Raw genomic sequence first — 20,252 nt, forward strand, 5'->3', positions numbered from 1 at the left:
GGGCATGGCGAACACCATTGAACAATTTATATTGGCTGTGGCGACAACAAATAAAGAGCGGGTCATTGGCGGAACAGCCGTTTTTTTCTGTGAAAATAAAGAAGAGCTCGACATGTATGCCATGAATTTAGAGGCCATTTTAGATGGAATTGCACACGGCATTGGAGAAGATCTTTATTTGATTGTCAAACATTTTTAAGTTATTCATTGTGGTCTGATTAAAAATTGATATAATATATAAGTTGAACCCTTCATGTTTGAAGGGTTTATTTCATAAAACTGAATGAAAATTATAAATCCCGGTTGAAACATGATGATGAACATATTGAATCGCGGCTGGATTGAAAGGAAGGGTACTATGGGTAAACCTGTCGTAGCCATTGTTGGAAGGCCCAACGTTGGAAAATCTACAATTTTTAATCGAATCGCAGGCGAAAGAATATCGATTGTAGAAGACACACCTGGTGTAACAAGAGATCGAATCTATAGCTCTGCTGAATGGTTAAATTATGACTTTAATTTAATAGATACTGGTGGAATTGATATTGGAGATGAGCCGTTTTTGGCGCAAATTCGCCATCAGGCTGAAATCGCAATGGATGAAGCGGATGTTATTATCTTTATGGTCAATGGAAGAGATGGCGTCACATCTGCGGATGAAGAAGTCGCAAAAATTTTATATCGCACGAAAAAACCTGTCGTACTTGCTGTCAATAAATTGGACAACCCTGAAATGAGAAGCGACGTGTATGACTTTTATGCACTTGGATTTGGTGAACCGTATCCGATTTCTGGAACGCACGGACTCGGTCTAGGTGATCTGCTTGATGCTGTCGCAGAGCATTTCAAAAACTTACCAGATACACAGTATGATGAAGAAGTGGTACAGTTCTGCTTAATCGGCCGCCCAAATGTAGGGAAATCCTCTTTGGTGAATGCGATGCTCGGTGAAGAACGTGTCATTGTCAGCAACATCGCTGGTACGACAAGAGATGCTGTAGATACAATGTTTACGTACAACCAACGTGACTTTGTCATTGTCGACACAGCAGGTATGAGAAAAAAAGGGAAAGTTTATGAAACAACAGAGAAATACAGTGTACTCCGTGCGTTGAAAGCCATTGATCGATCGGATGTTGTCGCTGTTGTTCTTGATGGTGAAGAAGGCATTATTGAACAGGATAAACGTATTGCCGGCTACGCACACGAAGCGGGTAAAGCCGTTGTGATCATTGTGAACAAGTGGGATGCTGTTGAAAAAGACGAGCGTACAATGAAGGAATTTGAGCAAAACATTCGTGAGCATTTTCAATTCCTTGATTATGCACCTGTCTTATTCATGTCTGCTCTTACGAAAAAGAGAATTCACACGTTAATGCCAACAATTATTACCGCTAGTGAAAATCATGCGATGCGCGTTCAAACGAACATTCTAAACGATATTATAATGGATGCTGTAGCGATGAACCCAACGCCGACCCATAACGGACAGCGTCTGAAAATTTACTATGCAACACAAGTGGCGATCAAACCGCCGTCCTTTGTTGTGTTTGTAAATGATCCAGAACTTATGCACTTTTCTTATGAGCGTTTCCTAGAAAACCGAATTCGAGATGCATTTGGTTTTGAAGGAACACCAATTAAAATATTTGCGAGAGCGAGAAAATAAAAAGGGTGAGCAGGATGAAGAAAATTTCAGTACTTGGAGCAGGGAGCTGGGGAACAGCTCTTGCGCTTGTATTAGCTGATAATCATCATGATGTACACATGTGGGGACATAGACAAGAATTAATTGATCAAATCAATGAGAAACATGAAAATCATGATTACTTGCCTAATGTTGCATTGCCAGCATCTATTCAAGCGACAACAGATATGAAACAGGCACTAGAAGGGACAGATGCGATTATTGTCGCTGTGCCAACAAAGGCCATTCGAGAAGTATTGAAACAGGCAAATGAGTTCATTACGTCAAAGGTGCCATTTGTTCATGTCAGTAAAGGAATTGAACCAGATACGCTTCTTAGAATTTCTCAAATGATTGAACAAGAAGTCCCAGAAGCAAAAAGAGAAGCAGTTGTTGTCCTGTCAGGACCAAGTCACGCTGAAGAAGTTGGCTTGCGTCATCCGACAACTGTTACAGTTTCATCAGAACATATTGAAGCGGCTCAATTTGTTCAAGATTTGTTTATGAACAACAACTTCAGAGTGTACACAAACCCTGATGTGATTGGGGTGGAAATTGGCGGGGCGCTGAAAAACATCATCGCTCTTGCGGCAGGGATCACAGACGGACTCGGATATGGCGATAATGCGAAAGCAGCGCTCATCACAAGGGGTCTTGCTGAAATCGCCCGCCTCGGCACAAAAATGGGAGGAAACCCTCTTACGTTTGCCGGGTTAACAGGTGTTGGAGATTTGATTGTCACATGTACAAGTGTTCATTCACGTAACTGGCGCTGCGGGAATTTACTCGGTAAAGGATATAAGCTCGAAGAAGTGCTTGAAAAAATGGGGATGGTTGTCGAAGGCGTCCGCACAACAAAAGGCGCTTATCAGCTCTCCAAAGAATACAAGGTCAGCATGCCGATTACAGAGGCTCTTTACGGCGTCCTATTTGAAGGGAAAAAGGTAGACGATGCTGTAGAATCCTTAATGGCACGTGTGAAAACACATGAGATGGAAGACCTTGTGAACATGTTCGAAAACCAAACAAAGTAATTGGAAGACTGAACTTAGGCGTGTAGAGGATGCAAGAAGGGGCAGACTTGCATAACATAACAATGAAGTTTGAATAGAGCTTTGCCTCTACAGAATGAGGAAAAATAGTCGACCTAATGACTGAAGCAGAGTCCCCCTCTTTGCTTCAGTTTTTTTATGCACTTTTTTCTGAATGATTGGAAAAATGATTGATATTTGACTTAATTTTGGTTTAGAATGAAATATAAACGCTTACAATTCGTTTGTATTAAAGGGGGACAGGCACGATGAGTTTTGCTTTAATCAAGATGTGGTTTGCGCTTGGTTCAATGGGGCTCATGTTTTTAGCCGTTGTAACCATTTATCTGAGTAGATTTAAGCTGAAGAGCCGGTTTCTGAAAATAACAGCCTCAACTGTCGCGTACAGCTTAATGCTCATATCAGGTGTCATTGTGTTTTTAGTTGTATTTAGCGGGCCGGTCAATGAATAAAGAAAAAGGAAGAATGTGATGATCAAAGCAAAAATCAGTGTCATGCTGTTAACACTTATTTTACTTACGGGGTGCCTCTATCCAGAGAATCGCAAAGCTGAAAACCGCGTGCCATATAAAGAGCAGCTGCAAAGTGTGCAGACCGCAATTGAAGATTTTCAAAAAGCGACAAATGGCCTTTTACCGATTGAAACAAAAGAAGGCGACACACCTATTTATCAGAAGTATGTCATTGACTTTAAGCGTCTGTCACCAAGATATTTACACGATGTACCGTCGACATCTTTTGAAGGCGGGGGCGAATATATCTATGTCCTCACAGACGTCGAACAAAATCCAACGGTGAAACTGCTTGATGTCAAAATGACACAAACGATCAGTGAATTACGTCTAAGGATTAAAATATATCAAGATGAACATACATATCCGCCATATGGCAAAGTAGTATCCAAAGATTTATATACGTTAAATGAAAAAAAACTAGGGTTAAAAGCACCGCCTACAGTGACGAGCCCTGTCACGGGTGAATCACTTCCATTACTGATTTCCTCAAATGGCGAAATCTATGTTGACTATCGCAGTGATTTTGCCCAGATTTTGAAAAATACGAAACAAAAGCTGAAACCAGGTGAAAATATTCAAGATGTCTATTGGCAGGAAACCCCGTTTGTACCAGCGTTTTCTGTTCCATATACGATCAACAAAAAAGGTGAGCCGGCTTTTTTAGAAAAAAAGACGTCATAAACAAGAATGAACCTTTCTCCTCTGCATATAAATGAGGAGAAAGGTTTTTTTATGGCTAAACATACTCTCAAAACAAAAAAGGTGTCATATTCAAATAGGACAACGTCATACACATATATTGTCCTGACACCTTTCAAGCACCGTTTGATTGAAGTATAGAGTATTTTATTTGAAAACGAGGATAGCAAGTCCGGGAGGGGATCACTTGGAAAAAGTCGATATTTTCAAGGATATCGCTGAACGAACAGGAGGCGATATATATTTAGGAGTCGTTGGAGCTGTTCGTACAGGGAAATCTACGTTTATTAAAAAGTTTATGGAGCTCGTGGTGCTCCCGAATATCAATAATGAGGCAGACCGTGCAAGAGCACAGGATGAATTGCCGCAAAGCGCAGCAGGAAAAACCATTATGACCACAGAACCAAAATTTGTGCCAAATCAAGCGGCATCCATTCACGTGAGCGACGGCCTGGATGTCAACATTAGGCTTGTCGATTGTGTTGGCTACACCGTGCCTGGTGCACGCGGTTATGAAGATGAAAATGGTCCGAGAATGATTAATACGCCGTGGTATGAAGAACCAATCCCGTTTCATGAAGCAGCGGAAATTGGTACACGCAAGGTCATTCAAGAGCATTCAACCATTGGTGTTGTGATTACAACAGATGGATCAATTGGAGAAATCCCAAGACATGACTATATTGAATCAGAAGAACGTGTCATTGACGAACTCAAAGAAGTTGGAAAGCCGTTTATTATGGTAATCAACTCTGTGAGACCTTATCACCCTGAAACAGAAGCACTGCGGCAGGAACTTAGTCAAAAATATGATATTCCTGTACTCGCGATGAGTGTCGAAAGTATGAGAGAACAGGACGTCCTCAGTGTACTTCGTGAAGCATTATATGAATTCCCAGTGCTTGAGGTGAATGTGAACCTGCCAAGCTGGGTCATGGTACTAAAAGAAGATCATTGGCTAAGAGAGAGTTATCAGGATTCAGTGAAAGAAACCGTCAAGGATATTAAGAGATTAAGAGATGTTGACCGAGTGGTAGGTCAGTTCAGTGAATTCGATTTTATCGAAAGAGCGGGCTTAGCAGGCATTGAAATGGGTCAGGGGATCGCAGAAATTGATCTGTATGCGCCGGATGATCTATATGATCATATCCTAAAAGAAGTGGTTGGTGTGGAAATTAGGGGCAAAGATCACCTTCTTGAGCTCATGCAAGATTTTGCACATGCGAAAACGGAGTATGATCAAGTGTCTGACGCTTTAAAAATGGTGAAGCAGACTGGATACGGAATTGCGGCACCAGCTTTGTCGGATATGAGTTTAGATGAGCCGGAAATCATTAGGCAAGGATCAAGATTCGGCGTCAGATTAAAAGCAGTCGCGCCATCTATTCATATGATTAAGGTAGATGTAGAAAGTGAGTTTGCGCCGATTATCGGAACAGAAAAACAAAGTGAAGAGCTCGTCCGATACTTAATGCAAGACTTTGAAGATGATCCGCTTTCTATCTGGAATTCCGATATATTTGGACGCTCACTCAGCTCGCTTGTCAGAGAAGGCATTCAAGCAAAACTCTCGCTGATGCCGGAAAATGCAAGGTATAAACTAAAGGAAACGCTTGAACGAATTATTAACGAAGGATCAGGCGGTCTGATCGCGATTATTCTATAGGATGTGAGACCTCTCATTGATGGGGGTCTTTTTTTGCGTGCGGGTGAAGTCATAAAAAGACAATTGTATAAAGATTAGTCAGATTCAGGCTGAAATTAGGAATATTCGTTCGCAAAAGTGCCCTTAATCCTTGACGAATAAGGATTCTTCCCTTTAAAATGCTTGATATGGTATTTCATATGTGTTAATCTACTTACAGAAAATCTTCACTTTGTTGGACAAACATTCCTTCAAAGAGAAGTTTTCTAATGAAAAGCCATGTATGACGCTTTCTAGACGCTCTTTTTTTCAAAAAAAGTGTATAGAAAGAAGATGAATTGTGAAGAAATGATAACAATCTATTGAATGCATATTTTTGGGAGGAGGTGAAAGGCATGAACAAGACAGAACTTATTAACGCGGTTGCTGAAGCAAGCGAGTTATCTAAAAAAGACGCGACAAAAGCAGTTGATTCTGTTTTTGATACAATTTTAGATGCACTTAAAAATGGTGACAAAATCCAACTTATTGGTTTTGGTAACTTTGAAGTACGTGAGCGTTCAGCTCGTAAAGGACGTAACCCACAAACTGGTGCAGAGATCGAAATCCCTGCAAGCAAAGTACCTGCTTTCAAACCAGGTAAAGCACTTAAAGACGCGGTGGCAGGTAAATAATCGTTATGTGTAATGATCCTATTGAAGGAGTTATACATATACAGTTTCACACTGGTCTAGAAAAGCCCCTTTGATAAGGGGCTTTTCCTTTTGAATCAAATGGTTTGTTTAGAACGCTCTCCTTTGCTTTTAGGATCTGAAGTGTGCTAGAATCTGAATGAAATGTAATCGCCTTTGGAGGATATAATACATGAGTGAAATAAATAAAGAATTAATCGAACACGCAGTACGCGATATATTAAAAGCAATCGGAGAAGATCCAGATCGTGAAGGACTTCTTGATACCCCAAAACGAGTAGCAAAAATGTATGAAGAAGTGTTCTCGGGATTAAATGAAGATCCAAAAGAACATTTTAAAACCATTTTTGGTGAAGATCATGAAGAACTCGTTCTTGTCAAAGATATTGCTTTTCATTCAATGTGTGAACACCATCTTGTGCCATTCTATGGCAAAGCCCATGTCGCTTATATTCCGCGCGGCGGAAAAGTAACGGGACTCAGCAAGCTGGCAAGAGCAGTAGAAGCCGTGGCAAAGCGCCCGCAGCTTCAGGAGCGCATTACATCAACGATTGCAGATAGCATGGTGGAAACTTTAAATCCACATGGTGTGATGATTGTCGTTGAAGCAGAGCATATGTGTATGACGATGCGCGGAGTGAAGAAGCCCGGCGCTAAAACAGTCACTTCAGCCGTACGCGGTACATTTGCAAATGATGCGGCAGCAAGAGCAGAAGTGCTTTCCTTTATTAAAAACGACTAATCCATAGATGGAAGGTGAACAGATTGAGTGAAAATAAAGCATCTGATTTTGTGGTGATTAAAGCCATTGATAATGGTGTCAATGTGATCGGCTTAACTAGAGGTTCCGATACAAGATTTCACCATTCCGAAAAGCTCGATAAAGGTGAAGTCATTATCGCACAATTTACTGAGCACACATCAGCCATCAAAGTGCGGGGCGATGCTGTCATTCAAACAAGCTTCGGTGAAATTCAAAGCGAAGCAAAGAAATAACGCACGACTATGCACTTGATAGCATGAAAGTCAGGCCTGATATGGTATAATAAATCTCTATACAATGTAGAGAGCTACATATGAAACTGTAATTTTTGGGACAAGGGTGATATCTTTGCAAGACATCTACGGAATTTTATCTAATCTGAATATAAAATTAAACAAAAAGCTTTCTCATCCTTATTTGGCGAAGCATTTGCGTGCGCCGCTCATCGATGAAGATAAGCTCCTTCTTTTTCATGCAATGTTTGATGAAGCTCAAATCGATGCTGAGAAAAAAGAAAATTATATTTTAACGGCGATGCTTGTGCAAATTGCCCTTGATACCCATGACGAAGTCACAACTGCTGCAGCCATCAAACAAGACGAATTCAAAAATCGTCAGTTGACCATCCTAGCAGGAGACTATTTCAGCGGTCTCTATTACTCTCTTCTCTCTGACATGAAAGATATTTACATGATCCGCACTCTCGCCACGGCGATCAAAGAGATTAATGAACATAAAATTAGACTATATGATCGATCCATTCAAGATGCAGCCCACTTTTATAAAAGTGTTGCTACAGTGGAATCTGCGCTATTCCAAAGAATTTCTGAGCACTTTCAATTGACGCATTGGAATGAAATTGCAAGTCGCTTCCTTGTTTATAAACGTTTTATGAAACAAGCAGAAGACGACAAACATTTAAAACTTTTTTTGAACGATAGCTATACGGACGCCTATACATGTTTTGACAACTTTGAGAATGAAGGCTATGAAAAGGCCAAACGATCAATCAAGGAGCATCTAGTTTCATCTCCGATCGTTCAAAAAGAGCTATTAAATCGCTTGGATCATATGAAAAATGAACCTGCGTACCATCAGAAAGTGGAAGAAGGGTAAGTCATGCAGCAATCAAAAGAACAGCGAGTACACGGTGTATTTGAAAAAATTTATAAAAACTATGACCAAATGAACTCTGTCATTAGCTTTAAACAGCATAAAAAATGGCGCGATAAAACAATGAAGCTCATGAATGTTCAAAAAGGAGCCAAAGCACTAGATGTATGCTGCGGAACTGCCGATTGGACGATTGCGCTTGCAGACGCTGTTGGAGAAACAGGCGAGGTCAAAGGTCTTGACTTCAGTAAAAATATGCTGAGTGTTGGCGAAACGAAGGTGGAAACAGGCGGCTACAATCAAATTGAGCTGCTCCACGGCAATGCAATGGAGCTTCCTTTTGAGGACAACTCATTTGATTATGTCACAATCGGTTTTGGCCTTCGAAATGTCCCTGATTATTTAACAGTGCTAAAGGAAATGACACGAGTGGTAAAACCCGGTGGAATGGTTGTCTGCCTTGAAACATCACAGCCTGAGATGATTGGGTTTAAACAAGGGTATTATGTCTATTTCAAATACATCATGCCGCTCTTTGGCAAACTGTTTGCCAAAAGCTATCAGGAGTATTCATGGCTTCAAGAATCAGCCAAAACGTTCCCTGGCATGAAAGAACTGGCGTCTCTTTTTGAAGAGGCCGGTCTATCTGATGTCTCGTATCATCCATTTACAGGCGGTGTAGCAGCAACACATATCGGAAAGAAGCTTTGAATAAACGATATTTGGGTGAAAATAATGAAACTAAAAGCAATGATTTCTTTTCTAAATCATGATATCGATATAATTGAAAAAGAGCTTGAACAAACCGTTCGCTCTGATTATGCATTATTAAGTGAAGCCGGTCTTCATTTGCTGCAAGCGGGCGGAAAACGAATCCGCCCCGTTTTTGTTCTCCTTTCAGGCATGTTTGGTGACTATGATATTAATAAAATTAAATATGTAGCCGTAGCGCTTGAATTAATTCATATGGCATCACTTGTCCATGACGATGTCATTGATGATGCAGAACTGAGAAGAGGAAAACCGACGATTAAAGCAAAATGGGACAACAGAATTGCGATGTACACGGGGGATTACTTATTTGCAAGGTCACTCGAGTACATGACGAAAATCAATCACCCAATGGCACATGAAATTTTGTCAAAAATGGTCGTCGAGCTCTGTCTTGGGGAAATAGAACAAGTCAAAGATAAATACAACATGGACCAAAACCTTCGTACATATTTAAGAAGAATTAAGCGAAAAACAGCCTTGCTTATTGCAGGCAGCTGCCAATTAGGTGCGATTGCAGCTGGAACAGATGAAAAAACACATAAAGCCCTTTACTGGTTTGGGTACTATGTTGGTATGTCGTACCAAATTATTGATGATGTCCTTGATTTTACATCAACTGAAGAAGAATTAGGCAAGCCTGTTGGTGGGGACCTTTTACAAGGAAATGTCACTCTTCCTGTTTTATATGCGCTTCAGAACCCGACGTTAGAAGGTCAGTTGAAGCTGATCAATAGTGAAACGACGGAAAAGCAGCTGAAACCTGTGATTGAACATCTCAAACAAACAGATGCGATCGACCGTTCCATTCGAGTGAGTGAAATGTATTTGAAAAAAGCATTTGAACAGCTCGATCAACTTCCGCGTGGGCGGGCTAAATCTTCATTAGCGTCGATTGCAAAATATATTGGTAAACGAAAATTCTGATCAACGTTTCGTTGATTGGTTTTTTTGTGAAATTTTTTGTCAAAAATTGATTATTATAAAAAAAAATGATACGATCACTTTGTAACAATGTAAGCCTATACATACATAACGACGGGGTGGAAAACGTATATGGACAAAACATTTCTTATGGTCAAACCTGATGGTGTGGAAAGACAATTAATCGGTGAAATTGTGTCAAGATTCGAAAAAAAGGGGCTTCAGCTTGTTGGAGCAAAGCTCATGAGCATTCCAAAAGAAGTAGCAGAAACACATTACGGAGAGCATAAAGAAAAACCATTTTTCGGTGAATTGGTTGACTTTATTACGTCAGGACCTGTATTTGCGATGGTATGGCAAGGTGAACAAGTCGTAGACGTAACAAGGCAGATAATTGGAAAGACAAATCCGAAGGAAGCGCTTCCGGGAACAATAAGAGGCGACTATGGATTAACTGTTGGCAAAAACATTATCCATGGCTCAGACTCACCAGAAAGTGCCGAAAGAGAAATCAACCTGTTCTTCAAACAAGAAGAACTGACAAACTGGGATCAAACGATCTCAAGCTGGATTTATTAATGTTCAAGCCAAAGTGTTCATCAAACGATCACTTTGGCTTTTTTATATTGAGATTTCTATACGAATTTTCGCATGAGATGATACAAATTTATGATAAAAACAGCTATACTAGGACAAAGATAGATGAGACAGGAGAGGACATTGATGGATCAGTATCAAGTATTTGTTGGAAAATGGAAAAAACTAACTGGGGTAGATCTGAATTTATATAAAGAAGCACAAATGAAACGAAGATTAACATCTCTTTATGATAAAAAAGGATATAAAGATTTTGAGGCATTTGCGTCTGCTCTTGAAAAGGACAAAGCACTATTAGATGAAACGATGGATCGAATGACGATCAATGTGTCAGAATTTTACCGAAACTATCAGCGCTGGGAAGTACTTGATCAAAAAATCCTGCCGCTGCTTTCAAAAAACAGCGGCACCCTAAAAATATGGAGTGCAGCTTGCTCAACTGGAGAAGAGCCGTATACACTCTCAATGCTGCTATCAAGCCATCAGCTTGTGAAAGACTTCCAAATTATTGCAACGGATATTGATGATAAAGTCCTGCAATCCGCGCAAAAAGGAAGATATCATGAACGATCTTTGCAAGAGGTGCCAGATCAAATCAAGCAAAAATATTTCACCAAAGAAGATTCTTCATTTTACACGGTGAAGGATGAGATTCGAAAGCACATTCAATTTAAGAAACACAACCTTTTAGCGGATCCATATGAAAAACAGCTGGATCTCATCGTGTGCCGAAATGTCCTCATCTACTTTACAGAAGAGGCGAAAGAAGAAATTTACTTAAAAATGAGCAGCAGTTTAAAGCAAAACGGCGTATTATTTGTTGGTTCTACAGAACAAATTTTTCACCCAGAAAAGTTTGGACTAACCTCTGCTGATACTTTCTTTTATCAAAAGAAGGGGTAGTAGCTGACTTTTTAGTAGGAAGTGTGTTATTATAGTTTTACTTAAAAGCGTTAATGCGATGAAGGGAGAATAAGTCATGAGGTACTTAACAGCAGGTGAATCACATGGTCCACAACTGACCACAATTATTGAAGGAGTTCCAGCGGGACTTTACATAGAGCAGGATGACATCAATTATGAACTGGCTAGAAGACAAAAAGGTCATGGCCGCGGAAGAAGAATGCAGATTGAAAAAGACCAAGCGAAAGTGTTAAGTGGAGTCCGCCACGGGAAAACATTAGGTTCTCCTATTGCACTTGTTGTTGAAAATAATGATTGGAAGCACTGGACAAAGGTCATGGGTGCAGAGCCAATTACTGAAGAAGAAGAGAGTGAAATGAAGCGTCAAATCTCTCGTCCAAGACCAGGGCATGCGGATTTAAATGGTGCGATTAAATATGGTCACCGTGATATGAGAAACGTATTAGAGCGCTCATCAGCACGCGAGACAACGGTTCGTGTAGCAGCAGGTGCAGTAGCGAAACAAATTTTGGCTCACCTTGGAATCAAAGTGGCTGGTCACGTCCTTGAAATTGGTGGAGTAAAAGCTTCCCATACCACTTATGAATCTATTGAAGATTTGCAAAAAGTAACAGAAGAATCACCTGTTCGCTGCTATGACAGTGAAGCTGGTCAAAAAATGATGGATGCCATTGACGAAGCGAAGCAAAACGGCGATTCAATTGGTGGTATTGTCGAAGTCATCGTTGAAGGGATGCCAGTTGGAGTCGGCAGCTATGTGCACTATGACCGCAAACTGGATAGCAAGCTTGCAGGTGCAGTACTGAGTATCAACGCTTTTAAAGGTGTTGAATTTGGTATTGGCTTTGAGGCAGCTTCTAAAAGTGGCAGTGAAGTTCATGATGAAATCATCTGGGATGAAGAAAAAGGCTATACGAGAAAAACAAACCGCTTAGGTGGTCTTGAAGGCGGAATGTCAACTGGCATGCCGATTGTCGTAAGAGGGGTTATGAAACCAATCCCAACCTTATACAAACCATTGCAAAGCGTGGATATTGAGACAAAAGAACCTTTCTCTGCAAGTATTGAGCGTTCTGACAGCTGTGCTGTACCAGCCGCAAGTGTTGTGGCAGAAGCAGTCGTTGCATGGGAAATCGCCAATGCAGTGGTTGAGCAGTTTGGTCTTGATCAAATTGACCGCATTAAAGAAAATGTGGACAAAATGCGCCAGCTTCAGAGGGAGTTTTAATGAAAACACTGGAAGTGAAGACGTCTTCAGCTACTTATCCTGTATATATCGGTGATGGGATTAGACAAAATATCGTAGACTTGATTACTTCCACTGGGCGATCCTACACGAAGCTCTTTATCGTGACAGATTCAGCCGTCGATGCCCTTTATGGAGATGAAATGGTTCAATTACTGAAACAGAAATGGTCTGTACAAAAAATAGTGGTGCCAAACGGAGAACAATCAAAATCTTTTGCGCAGTTTGAGCAGATTCATACGAAAGCCATCCAATTTCAACTCGACCGCTCCTCATGCATCATTGCATTAGGAGGCGGGGTGATTGGAGACTTGGCTGGCTTTGCTGCTGCCACTTATATGAGAGGCATTGATTTTATTCAAGTACCGACCACGCTGCTTGCACATGATAGTGCAGTCGGCGGAAAAACCGGAATCAATCATCCGCTCGGCAAAAATTTAATTGGTGCGTTTCATCAACCGGCTGCTGTCATTTATGATACAAGTATGCTAGAGACACTCTCACCAATAGAGCTGAGATCAGGCTTTGCTGAGGTGATAAAACATGCACTGATTTCAAGTGAAGTCTTTTTATCAGAACTGATGTCCATTCGTTCGTTGACAGAATTATCAAAGGATGAACTGGCACATATGCTTTATCAAGGGATTCAAGTGAAAGCATCCATTGTTCAAGAAGATGAAAAAGAACAAGGTGTGCGGGCATACTTGAATTTAGGTCATACACTAGGGCATGCCATTGAAGCGGAGTATGGATACGGTGCGATCACGCATGGAGATGCCATTGCAATTGGCATGCAGTTTGCTTTATATGTCAGTGAAAAAGAGCAAGGACTCAGCCTAGATCGTGAGAAACTTAAAGTGTGGATGAAAGAACTAGGGTTCCCAGTACAAGTCACACAAACGATTTCAACCAAAACATTTGTCGATCGCATGATTGGTGATAAGAAGGCAAGAGGCGGGAGTGTTCAGTTTGTTTTGCTAAAACAAGTTGGAGACGTCACCCTGCAATCTTTCACAAAAGATGAGCTGTATCACTGGCTCGAAGAATGGAAACGGGAGGAGGGCTGTCTATGATGTTTCGCGGGATACGCGGGGCTACAACTGTGACAGAAGATACAGAAACAGAAGTGTTAACCAAAACGAAGCAGCTGCTAGAAGCGATCATTTCAAAAAACCAAGTAGATCCAGAGCGTGTCGTGCAGATCTTGATTTCAGCTACACAAGATATTCACTCTGTTTTTCCAGCAAAAGCACTCAGGCAGTTTGAAGGATGGACCTATGTGCCTGTCACTTGTATGCAAGAGCTTGACATTGATGGAGGTCTAAAGAAGTGTATTCGCGTTTTAATGACCGTTCAGACAGATGTCAAGCAGGAAGACATACAGCACGTATACTTGGAAGAGGCTGTCACGCTTCGGCCTGATTTACAGTTGACAAAAAACAAGGAATTATAATACGATATGAACAGCCGAAGTTTACACACAGGTGTGAACGGCATTGCAAGCTTAGAGAAGATGAGAATGAGACTAGGGTAGTTGAGATGAGTAGAGTTGAGCAGAGATACGATACTTCTATTTAATCATACTGCCTAAAAGAGCGAAGCCTCTTTTAGGCTTATTTCGTATACTCAAACAAATCCTCAAGATGTCCCCTCATTCTCCTTAATTCCATTTAAGGAGTGTGCTTATGAAATCCCAATCAAACCTTACCCAATTTTTAAGAGACAGCCAGTTTTACAAAACCATCCCGATTGTTGAAACCATTACAGTTGATACGCTCTCACCCATTCAAATTGTTGAGAAACTGAAACAGGATATTGTGTATTTGCTAGAAAGCAAAGACGAATCTTCTAGCTGGTCGAGATATTCCTTTATCGGATTACATCCTTTTTTAACATTACATGACGAGCAAGACCATTATATTGCTCGTGACGCTGCAGGAAAGTCAGTGATGCAAAAAGCGGAGCTGAAAGAGTTGCTTGACTGGATGAAAGAGCAATATCAAATCAAGACACCTGAAATTGATATCCCATTTACTGGCGGAGCCGTAGGGTACTTAAGTTACGACCTCATTCCCAACATTGAGCCGTCTGTCAAGCCGCATCCGAATGCATCAACAACAGATAATTGCACATTATTTGTTTGCCAAACAATGATCGCATTTGATCATGAAACAAACCAAGTTCATTTTATTCAGTACACGCAGCTGAACGGTCATGAAACAGACGAAGAAAAAATTCTGGTTTATCGAGAAAATCAAAAGCAGCTTGAACTGATGGTACAGCAGCTTCATACAAAAATTGATATGAAAGAACTGATTATCTCAGGGAATATGAATGAACCCCCTTCGTTTGAACAGGTGACGTCTACCTATGAAAAAGCAAAATTTTTAAAGGATGTCGAAAAAATCAAGGAGTATATTCGAGCGGGTGATATCTTCCAGGGTGTACTTTCTCAACGTTTTGACATTCCAGTGACAGTGAGCTCATTTGAATTATATCGTGTGCTTCGGATCGTCAATCCATCACCGTATATGTATTTTATGAAATTAAAAGATCGAGACTTAGTCGGAAGCTCGCCAGAACGATTAATCCATGCGAAAAACGGTCACTTAGAAATCCATCCAATTGCTGGTACAAGAAAACGAGGAATGACAAAAGAAGAAGATGATGCACTAGCAAGAGAGTTGCTCGATGATGAAAAAGAAAAAGCAGAACATTACATGCTAGTGGATCTGGCTCGAAATGATGTGGGGCGTGTAGCAGAATACGGCAGTGTGTCTGTCCCAACTTTTACAAAAGTCGTGAACTTTTCGCACGTCATGCACATTATTTCTATTGTGACAGGGAAGCTGAAGCAGGATACACATCCAGTAGACGCGCTTATGTCCGCTTTTCCAGCAGGCACATTGACAGGCGCCCCAAAAATTAGGGCGATGCAATTATTAAACGAAATGGAGCCTGAGCCAAGAGAGACGTATGGCGGCTGTATTGCCTATATTGGTTTCGACGGCAATATCGATTCCTGTATTACCATACGCACAATGAGCGTCAAACATCAGACTGCTTCTATACAAGCAGGTGCCGGCATTGTCGCTGATTCCGTTCCAGAAAACGAATGGGAAGAGACATGTAATAAGGCAGGAGCACTTCTAAAAGCCATTCAGCTTGCTGAACATATTTTCTCAGAAAAGGAGAGTGTGCCAAATGAATCAACGACTATCAGCTCTTGTTAATGGAGGAAAACTATCAGAAAAAGAAGCGAATGGCCTGATGCATGATATGATGAGCGGCTCGTTAACAGATGCTGAAGTCGCTGCTAGTCTATCTATTTTAGCGCATCGAGGAGAAACAGCCGAAGAAATGACAGGCTTCGTGAAAGCCATGAGGCAGCATGCAGCACCAGTAGAAAGGTCACTTGATGTCGTTGATACGTGCGGGACAGGAGGCGATGGTTTATCAACATTTAATATATCAACAGCCGCCGCCATCGTTGCTTCGGCTGCTGGGGCGAAAATCGCCAAGCACGGAAATCGTTCCGTTTCCTCTAAAAGCGGGAGTGCTGACGTGCTAGAATGTCTTGGTATTCAAATTCAATCCACACCTGAAGAAACAAGACGACAAATACAGCAGAAAAACATGGGCTTTTTATTTGCACCGCTCTATCATTCTTCTATGAAACAAGTAGCCGCTGTACGCAAGCAGCTCGGATTTCGGACGGTATTTAACTTATTAGGACCGCTTTGCCACCCGATGCAGGCCAAAAAGCAAATCATCGGTGTGTATGCAAAGGAAAAGGCAAAGCTCATGGCGAAAGCTCTTGCTCCTTTAGAGCCAGAACATGTCCTGTTTGTTTGCGGAGATGATGGGCTGGATGAATTAACCATTACAGCAAATTCATACATCATTGAACTCAAAAAAGGTGTCATGACAGAATATACGTTAAACCCAGAAGACTTCGGACTTGAAAAAGGGCATTTATCAGACATTCAGGTCCAATCACCAGAAGAAAGCGCCAAATTGATTCAGAATATATTGAATTATCAAGCAGGTGGAGCGCCGCTTCATATTACAGCGCTTAATGCTGGGGCCGCATTATATGTGGCAGGAAAAGCAGAGAGTCTGATGGCAGGAACAATGAAAGCATTAGAAACGATCAAAAACGGATCAGCTAAAGAACAATTAGCCCGTCTAAAACAAAAAACGAAAGAGGAAGAGATCTATGCTTAATGAAATTATCGCCCGTAAAAAAGAACATGTGCAAACCTTGCAATTACCTGAGGAAGGACATTATGAAAGACAATCATTTAAAGAAGCCCTTATGAATCCTCACCGCTCGATCGGACTGATTGCTGAGGTGAAAAAAGCGTCTCCTTCCAAAGGCATCATTCAGCCTCATTTTGATCCTTTACAGACAGCAAAAGCATACGAAACATCAAATGCAGATTGTTTATCTGTCTTAACGGATGAACCGTTTTTCCAAGGGAAAAACGAATATTTGTCTCTTATTAAAGAACACATCACACGTCCTATTTTAAGAAAAGATTTCATTATTGACTCTATACAAGTAGAAGAATCGAAACGGATAGGGGCAGATGCCATTTTATTAATTGGAGAGGTGCTTGAGCCGCAAAAGCTGTATGAGCTCTATACAGAAGCGAAAGAAAAAGGACTGGATGTCCTCGTTGAAGTACATGCAGCACATACACTAGAAAAGATTTTACACCTATTCACTCCTGAGATTATCGGTGTGAACAACCGGAATCTCAATACGTTTACAACAACTGTTGAACAAACAAAAGAGATCGCGCCACTTGTTCCAAAAGACGTATTACTAGTAAGTGAAAGTGGCATAAAGACATTTGATGATCTGACCTTTGTGAAACAGCACGGAGCAAACGCCGTTCTTGTTGGTGAATCTTTAATGAGGGAACGATCACAGGAGAAAGCCGTTCAGGCATTGTTCGGAGAATGAAGAAAATTAAGCCTTACTTAAAATATTGCGGTGCTGTCTCACAAGAGGATGTCGCATGCATCTCGCAATCTCAAGCGGATGCCATCGGTTTTATTTTTGCGCCGAGTAAAAGACGAGTTGATCCAGATCAAGTGAAACACTGGCTGTCACAAGTAAAATGCAAAAAAGAGATAGTGGGGGTATTTGTGAATGAAAAAACACCAAAAGTGTGCGAGATCACAAACAACCTCCCCTTAGATATTGTGCAGCTTCATGGCGATGAGACGCCAGAAGTTGCAAATGACATTAAACAGCATACGAAGGCGCTCGTTTGGAAAGTGTTCCATCACGAGCCCGATGTAAACGACACACTTGAACATATGACGGCATTCGCTCCAAGTGTCGACGGTTTTCTCATTGATGCGAAAGTAAAAGGAATGAGAGGCGGTTCTGGAACAGCTTTTGCATGGGAGGCGGTGCCTTCATATGTTCAGCATGCAAAACAACTGGGAAAAACTTGCGCCATTGCTGGCGGGATCACGCCAGACACCATAATAGATCTGCTTGCTTTTGGTCCAGACGTCATAGACCTTTCAAGCGGTATAGAAGAAAACGGGAAGAAAAGCAGTACAAAGATGAAAGCGCTCGAAGAAAGGATGTTGAACCATGTACGCATATCCAAATGAGATTGGCAGATATGGAGAATTTGGAGGGAAATTCGTTCCTGAAACGCTCATGCAGCCACTAGAAGAGATCGAACAAGCTTTTCGTGAATTAAAAGAAGACCCTGCTTTTCAAAAGGAATATATATCGCTTTTGAAAAACTATTCAGGCAGACCAACCGCACTCACATATGCTGATCAATTATCGGCATATCTCGGCGGTGCTAAAATCTATTTAAAAAGAGAAGATTTAAACCATACAGGCGCTCATAAAATTAACAATGCGCTTGGGCAGGCACTGCTAGCGAAAAAAATGGGGAAATCAAATATTATCGCCGAAACAGGAGCAGGTCAGCACGGTGTAGCTGCTGCAACAGTGGCGGCAAAATTCGGTTTATCCTGCACTGTATTTATGGGAAAAGAAGATGTGGAAAGACAATCACTCAATGTGTTCCGAATGAAACTACTCGGCGCTGAAGTCATACCTGTTACTAGCGGGAACGGAACATTAAAGGATGCAACCAATGAAGCCATCCGCTATTGGGTCCAGCATTGCAGTGACCACTTTTATATGATTGGCTCAGTCGTTGGACCTCATCCGTATCCTCAAATCGTCAGTGAATTTCAGCGGATGATCGGAGATGAGGCAAAAGCACAGATACTTGAAAAGGAAGGGCAGCTTCCTCATAAAGTCGTTGCCTGTGTTGGCGGCGGAAGCAATGCGATAGGAATGTACCGGGCGTTCTTAGATGAAGAGGTCGATATCATTGGTGTAGAAGCTGCTGGGAAAGGAATCGACACTCCGCTTCATGCAGCAACCATCACGAAAGGGACAAAAGGTGTCATACATGGATCTTTGACATACTTGATCCAAGACGAATTTGGTCAAATTATTGAGCCTTATTCGATTTCAGCTGGATTAGACTATCCGGGGATTGGGCCAGAGCATGCGTATTTGCATGCGAGCGGCCGGGTTCAATATGTGAGTGCGACAGATCAAGAAGCACTAGATGCGTTAAAGCTGCTCACAGAAAAAGAAGGAATCCTGCCAGCGATCGAATCTGCACATGCTTTAGCAAAAGCGTTTGAAATGAGCCAGAACATGAGTGAAGACGACATTGTTCTTGTCTGTTTGTCAGGCAGAGGAGATAAGGACGTGCATACATTAATGAATGTGCTTGAAAGTGAGGGTGAAACAAAATGATCACATTTCAATTAGAGCAAGGTCAGAAATTATTTATTCCATTTATTACAGCGGGTGATCCATCAGAAGAGATCACCATTGATTTAGCCCTCGCGCTTCAAGCAGCAGGGGCACATGCGATTGAACTAGGTGTTCCGTATTCCGATCCGTTAGCGGACGGCCCCGTCATTCAAAGAGCTTCTAAAAGAGCACTTCATCATGGTATGAATATCGTAAAAGCGATAGAATTAGCAGGAAAGATGAAAAAAAACGGCGTAAAAATTCCTGTAATTCTATTTACGTATTATAATCCTGTGTTACAATTAGACACAGAATACTTTTTCGCTTTACTGCGCAAAAATCATATTTCGGGACTCTTAACACCCGACTTGCCTTTTGAAGAGAGCAGCGAGCTACAGAAGAACTGTCAAGCACACGACATTTCATATATATCACTCGTTGCACCAACAAGCAAGGAACGATTAGAAAAAATTGTAGAGCAGGCAGAAGGTTTTGTGTATTGTGTTTCATCTCTCGGCGTCACAGGTGTCAGACAATCTTTCGACGCATCGATTACAGATTTTATTCAACAAGTGAAACAGTTGAGTCAAATACCAGTTGCTGTAGGTTTTGGTATTTCAACAAGAGAACAAGTAGACTCAATGAATAAAATGAGTGATGGTGTCGTTGTCGGCAGTGCGCTTGTCAAAAAAATTGAAGAGCTTCAAGAACAATTAGTAGCAAGTGATACACGCCAAGAGGCTTTAAGAGAATTTGAAACATATGCAAAAACATTTAGTCCCCTCTATTCATTCAAATGAGGTGAAA

Annotated in this window: 23 protein-coding genes; all 23 read left to right on the forward strand. The window is 41.3% G+C overall.

Annotated features, from left to right (window positions below; translation table 11 throughout):
• Positions 1-4: 4 nt before the first annotated feature.
• The 23 genes from N521_RS13060 to trpA all read left to right on the forward strand — a co-directional run bounded on the left by N521_RS13060 (position 5) and on the right by trpA (position 20,245).
• Positions 5-199 (forward strand): capping complex subunit for YIEGIA, encoded by a 195-nt coding sequence (locus N521_RS13060; protein WP_008344527.1) that lies wholly within the window; start codon positions 5-7, stop codon positions 197-199.
• Between the two features lie 159 nt (positions 200-358).
• Entirely contained in the window at positions 359-1,669 is a 1,311-nt protein-coding gene (gene der, locus N521_RS13065) for a ribosome biogenesis GTPase Der (protein WP_008344528.1), read from the forward strand.
• Between the two features lie 14 nt (positions 1,670-1,683).
• Positions 1,684-2,721, forward strand: a complete 1,038-nt coding sequence (locus N521_RS13070; RefSeq protein WP_008344529.1) for an NAD(P)H-dependent glycerol-3-phosphate dehydrogenase — start codon at positions 1,684-1,686, stop codon at positions 2,719-2,721.
• A 266-nt stretch (positions 2,722-2,987) separates the two neighbouring features.
• Entirely contained in the window at positions 2,988-3,191 is a 204-nt protein-coding gene (locus N521_RS13075; protein WP_017367508.1) for a DUF2768 domain-containing protein, read from the forward strand.
• Between the two features lie 18 nt (positions 3,192-3,209).
• Positions 3,210-3,935: a hypothetical protein gene (locus tag N521_RS13080; RefSeq protein ID WP_007500961.1), complete on the forward strand. Its 726-nt coding sequence runs from the start codon at positions 3,210-3,212 to the stop codon at positions 3,933-3,935.
• A gap of 205 nt (positions 3,936-4,140) precedes the next feature.
• The gene (spoIVA, locus tag N521_RS13085; protein WP_008344534.1) at positions 4,141-5,619 is read left to right on the forward strand and encodes a stage IV sporulation protein A; all 1,479 of its coding nucleotides are present in this window, start codon (positions 4,141-4,143) and stop codon (positions 5,617-5,619) included.
• 374 nt (positions 5,620-5,993) lie between these two features.
• Positions 5,994-6,272, forward strand: a complete 279-nt coding sequence (hbs, locus tag N521_RS13090) for a non-specific DNA-binding protein Hbs (protein WP_003215863.1) — start codon at positions 5,994-5,996, stop codon at positions 6,270-6,272.
• A gap of 190 nt (positions 6,273-6,462) precedes the next feature.
• Complete coding sequence (folE, locus tag N521_RS13095; RefSeq protein WP_003215789.1) at positions 6,463-7,032, forward strand: GTP cyclohydrolase I FolE; 570 nt, start codon at positions 6,463-6,465, stop codon at positions 7,030-7,032.
• 23 nt (positions 7,033-7,055) lie between these two features.
• Positions 7,056-7,286, forward strand: a complete 231-nt coding sequence (gene mtrB / locus N521_RS13100; RefSeq protein WP_008344541.1) for a trp RNA-binding attenuation protein MtrB — start codon at positions 7,056-7,058, stop codon at positions 7,284-7,286.
• A 115-nt stretch (positions 7,287-7,401) separates the two neighbouring features.
• On the forward strand, positions 7,402-8,169 hold the full coding sequence (locus N521_RS13105) for a heptaprenyl diphosphate synthase component 1 (protein WP_007500958.1): 768 nt from the start codon (positions 7,402-7,404) through the stop codon (positions 8,167-8,169).
• A gap of 3 nt (positions 8,170-8,172) precedes the next feature.
• Positions 8,173-8,877: a demethylmenaquinone methyltransferase gene (locus N521_RS13110; RefSeq protein WP_035391650.1), complete on the forward strand. Its 705-nt coding sequence runs from the start codon at positions 8,173-8,175 to the stop codon at positions 8,875-8,877.
• Between the two features lie 24 nt (positions 8,878-8,901).
• Positions 8,902-9,864 carry a heptaprenyl diphosphate synthase component II gene (gene hepT / locus N521_RS13115; RefSeq protein WP_007500951.1) on the forward strand — a complete coding sequence of 321 codons (963 nt, stop codon included), beginning with the start codon at positions 8,902-8,904 and terminating at the stop codon, positions 9,862-9,864.
• A gap of 129 nt (positions 9,865-9,993) precedes the next feature.
• Complete coding sequence (ndk, locus tag N521_RS13120; RefSeq protein ID WP_003216015.1) at positions 9,994-10,440, forward strand: nucleoside-diphosphate kinase; 447 nt, start codon at positions 9,994-9,996, stop codon at positions 10,438-10,440.
• Positions 10,441-10,584: 144 nt separating this feature from the next.
• Positions 10,585-11,361, forward strand: coding sequence for a CheR family methyltransferase (locus N521_RS13125; RefSeq protein ID WP_035391652.1), 777 nt, complete (start codon positions 10,585-10,587; stop codon positions 11,359-11,361).
• Positions 11,362-11,437: 76 nt separating this feature from the next.
• Positions 11,438-12,610 (forward strand): chorismate synthase, encoded by a 1,173-nt coding sequence (gene aroC / locus N521_RS13130; RefSeq protein WP_035391655.1) that lies wholly within the window; start codon positions 11,438-11,440, stop codon positions 12,608-12,610.
• Complete coding sequence (aroB, locus tag N521_RS13135; RefSeq protein WP_017359757.1) at positions 12,610-13,701, forward strand: 3-dehydroquinate synthase; 1,092 nt, start codon at positions 12,610-12,612, stop codon at positions 13,699-13,701. The genes aroC and aroB overlap by 1 nt, the downstream gene beginning before the upstream one ends.
• Entirely contained in the window at positions 13,698-14,081 is a 384-nt protein-coding gene (aroH, locus tag N521_RS13140) for a chorismate mutase (protein WP_008344549.1), read from the forward strand. Before aroB ends, aroH begins: the two co-directional genes overlap by 4 nt.
• Before the next feature lie 232 nt (positions 14,082-14,313).
• A complete protein-coding gene (gene trpE, locus N521_RS13145) occupies positions 14,314-15,861 on the forward strand; it encodes an anthranilate synthase component I (RefSeq protein ID WP_017359756.1) in 1,548 nt (515 codons plus the stop codon).
• Positions 15,833-16,855: an anthranilate phosphoribosyltransferase gene (gene trpD / locus N521_RS13150; protein WP_017359755.1), complete on the forward strand. Its 1,023-nt coding sequence runs from the start codon at positions 15,833-15,835 to the stop codon at positions 16,853-16,855. Before trpE ends, trpD begins: the two co-directional genes overlap by 29 nt.
• Positions 16,848-17,600 (forward strand): indole-3-glycerol phosphate synthase TrpC, encoded by a 753-nt coding sequence (gene trpC, locus N521_RS13155; RefSeq protein ID WP_035391660.1) that lies wholly within the window; start codon positions 16,848-16,850, stop codon positions 17,598-17,600. Before trpD ends, trpC begins: the two co-directional genes overlap by 8 nt.
• Entirely contained in the window at positions 17,597-18,265 is a 669-nt protein-coding gene (locus N521_RS13160) for a phosphoribosylanthranilate isomerase (RefSeq protein ID WP_017359753.1), read from the forward strand. Before trpC ends, N521_RS13160 begins: the two co-directional genes overlap by 4 nt.
• Entirely contained in the window at positions 18,246-19,445 is a 1,200-nt protein-coding gene (trpB, locus tag N521_RS13165) for a tryptophan synthase subunit beta (protein ID WP_007500937.1), read from the forward strand. The genes N521_RS13160 and trpB overlap by 20 nt, the downstream gene beginning before the upstream one ends.
• On the forward strand, positions 19,442-20,245 hold the full coding sequence (gene trpA, locus N521_RS13170) for a tryptophan synthase subunit alpha (RefSeq protein WP_017359752.1): 804 nt from the start codon (positions 19,442-19,444) through the stop codon (positions 20,243-20,245). The genes trpB and trpA overlap by 4 nt, the downstream gene beginning before the upstream one ends.
• The last annotated feature ends 7 nt before the right edge of the window (positions 20,246-20,252 follow it).

Origin of the sequence: Bacillus sp. UNC125MFCrub1.1 (assembly GCF_000701305.1) — a bacterium.
Taxonomy (GTDB): domain Bacteria; phylum Bacillota; class Bacilli; order Bacillales; family Bacillaceae; genus Bacillus; species Bacillus altitudinis.

What these genes read in the sequence shown, in the direction of transcription:
- N521_RS13060 (WP_008344527.1), top strand. Translation starts at nt 5, where the DNA reads ATGGCGAACACCATTGAACAATTTATATTGGCTGTGGCGACAACAAAT.
- hbs (WP_003215863.1), top strand. Translation starts at nt 5,994, where the DNA reads ATGAACAAGACAGAACTTATTAACGCGGTTGCTGAAGCAAGCGAGTTA.
- aroC (WP_035391655.1), top strand. Translation starts at nt 11,438, where the DNA reads ATGAGGTACTTAACAGCAGGTGAATCACATGGTCCACAACTGACCACA.
- trpD (WP_017359755.1), top strand. Translation starts at nt 15,833, where the DNA reads ATGAATCAACGACTATCAGCTCTTGTTAATGGAGGAAAACTATCAGAA.
- der (WP_008344528.1), top strand. Translation starts at nt 359, where the DNA reads ATGGGTAAACCTGTCGTAGCCATTGTTGGAAGGCCCAACGTTGGAAAA.
- ndk (WP_003216015.1), top strand. Translation starts at nt 9,994, where the DNA reads ATGGACAAAACATTTCTTATGGTCAAACCTGATGGTGTGGAAAGACAA.
- N521_RS13080 (WP_007500961.1), top strand. Translation starts at nt 3,210, where the DNA reads ATGATCAAAGCAAAAATCAGTGTCATGCTGTTAACACTTATTTTACTT.
- N521_RS13110 (WP_035391650.1), top strand. Translation starts at nt 8,173, where the DNA reads ATGCAGCAATCAAAAGAACAGCGAGTACACGGTGTATTTGAAAAAATT.
- trpA (WP_017359752.1), top strand. Translation starts at nt 19,442, where the DNA reads ATGATCACATTTCAATTAGAGCAAGGTCAGAAATTATTTATTCCATTT.
- folE (WP_003215789.1), top strand. Translation starts at nt 6,463, where the DNA reads ATGAGTGAAATAAATAAAGAATTAATCGAACACGCAGTACGCGATATA.
- aroB (WP_017359757.1), top strand. Translation starts at nt 12,610, where the DNA reads ATGAAAACACTGGAAGTGAAGACGTCTTCAGCTACTTATCCTGTATAT.
- trpE (WP_017359756.1), top strand. Translation starts at nt 14,314, where the DNA reads ATGAAATCCCAATCAAACCTTACCCAATTTTTAAGAGACAGCCAGTTT.
- N521_RS13160 (WP_017359753.1), top strand. Translation starts at nt 17,597, where the DNA reads ATGAAGAAAATTAAGCCTTACTTAAAATATTGCGGTGCTGTCTCACAA.
- aroH (WP_008344549.1), top strand. Translation starts at nt 13,698, where the DNA reads ATGATGTTTCGCGGGATACGCGGGGCTACAACTGTGACAGAAGATACA.
- trpC (WP_035391660.1), top strand. Translation starts at nt 16,848, where the DNA reads ATGCTTAATGAAATTATCGCCCGTAAAAAAGAACATGTGCAAACCTTG.
- trpB (WP_007500937.1), top strand. Translation starts at nt 18,246, where the DNA reads ATGTACGCATATCCAAATGAGATTGGCAGATATGGAGAATTTGGAGGG.
- N521_RS13125 (WP_035391652.1), top strand. Translation starts at nt 10,585, where the DNA reads ATGGATCAGTATCAAGTATTTGTTGGAAAATGGAAAAAACTAACTGGG.
- N521_RS13075 (WP_017367508.1), top strand. Translation starts at nt 2,988, where the DNA reads ATGAGTTTTGCTTTAATCAAGATGTGGTTTGCGCTTGGTTCAATGGGG.
- N521_RS13070 (WP_008344529.1), top strand. Translation starts at nt 1,684, where the DNA reads ATGAAGAAAATTTCAGTACTTGGAGCAGGGAGCTGGGGAACAGCTCTT.
- hepT (WP_007500951.1), top strand. Translation starts at nt 8,902, where the DNA reads ATGAAACTAAAAGCAATGATTTCTTTTCTAAATCATGATATCGATATA.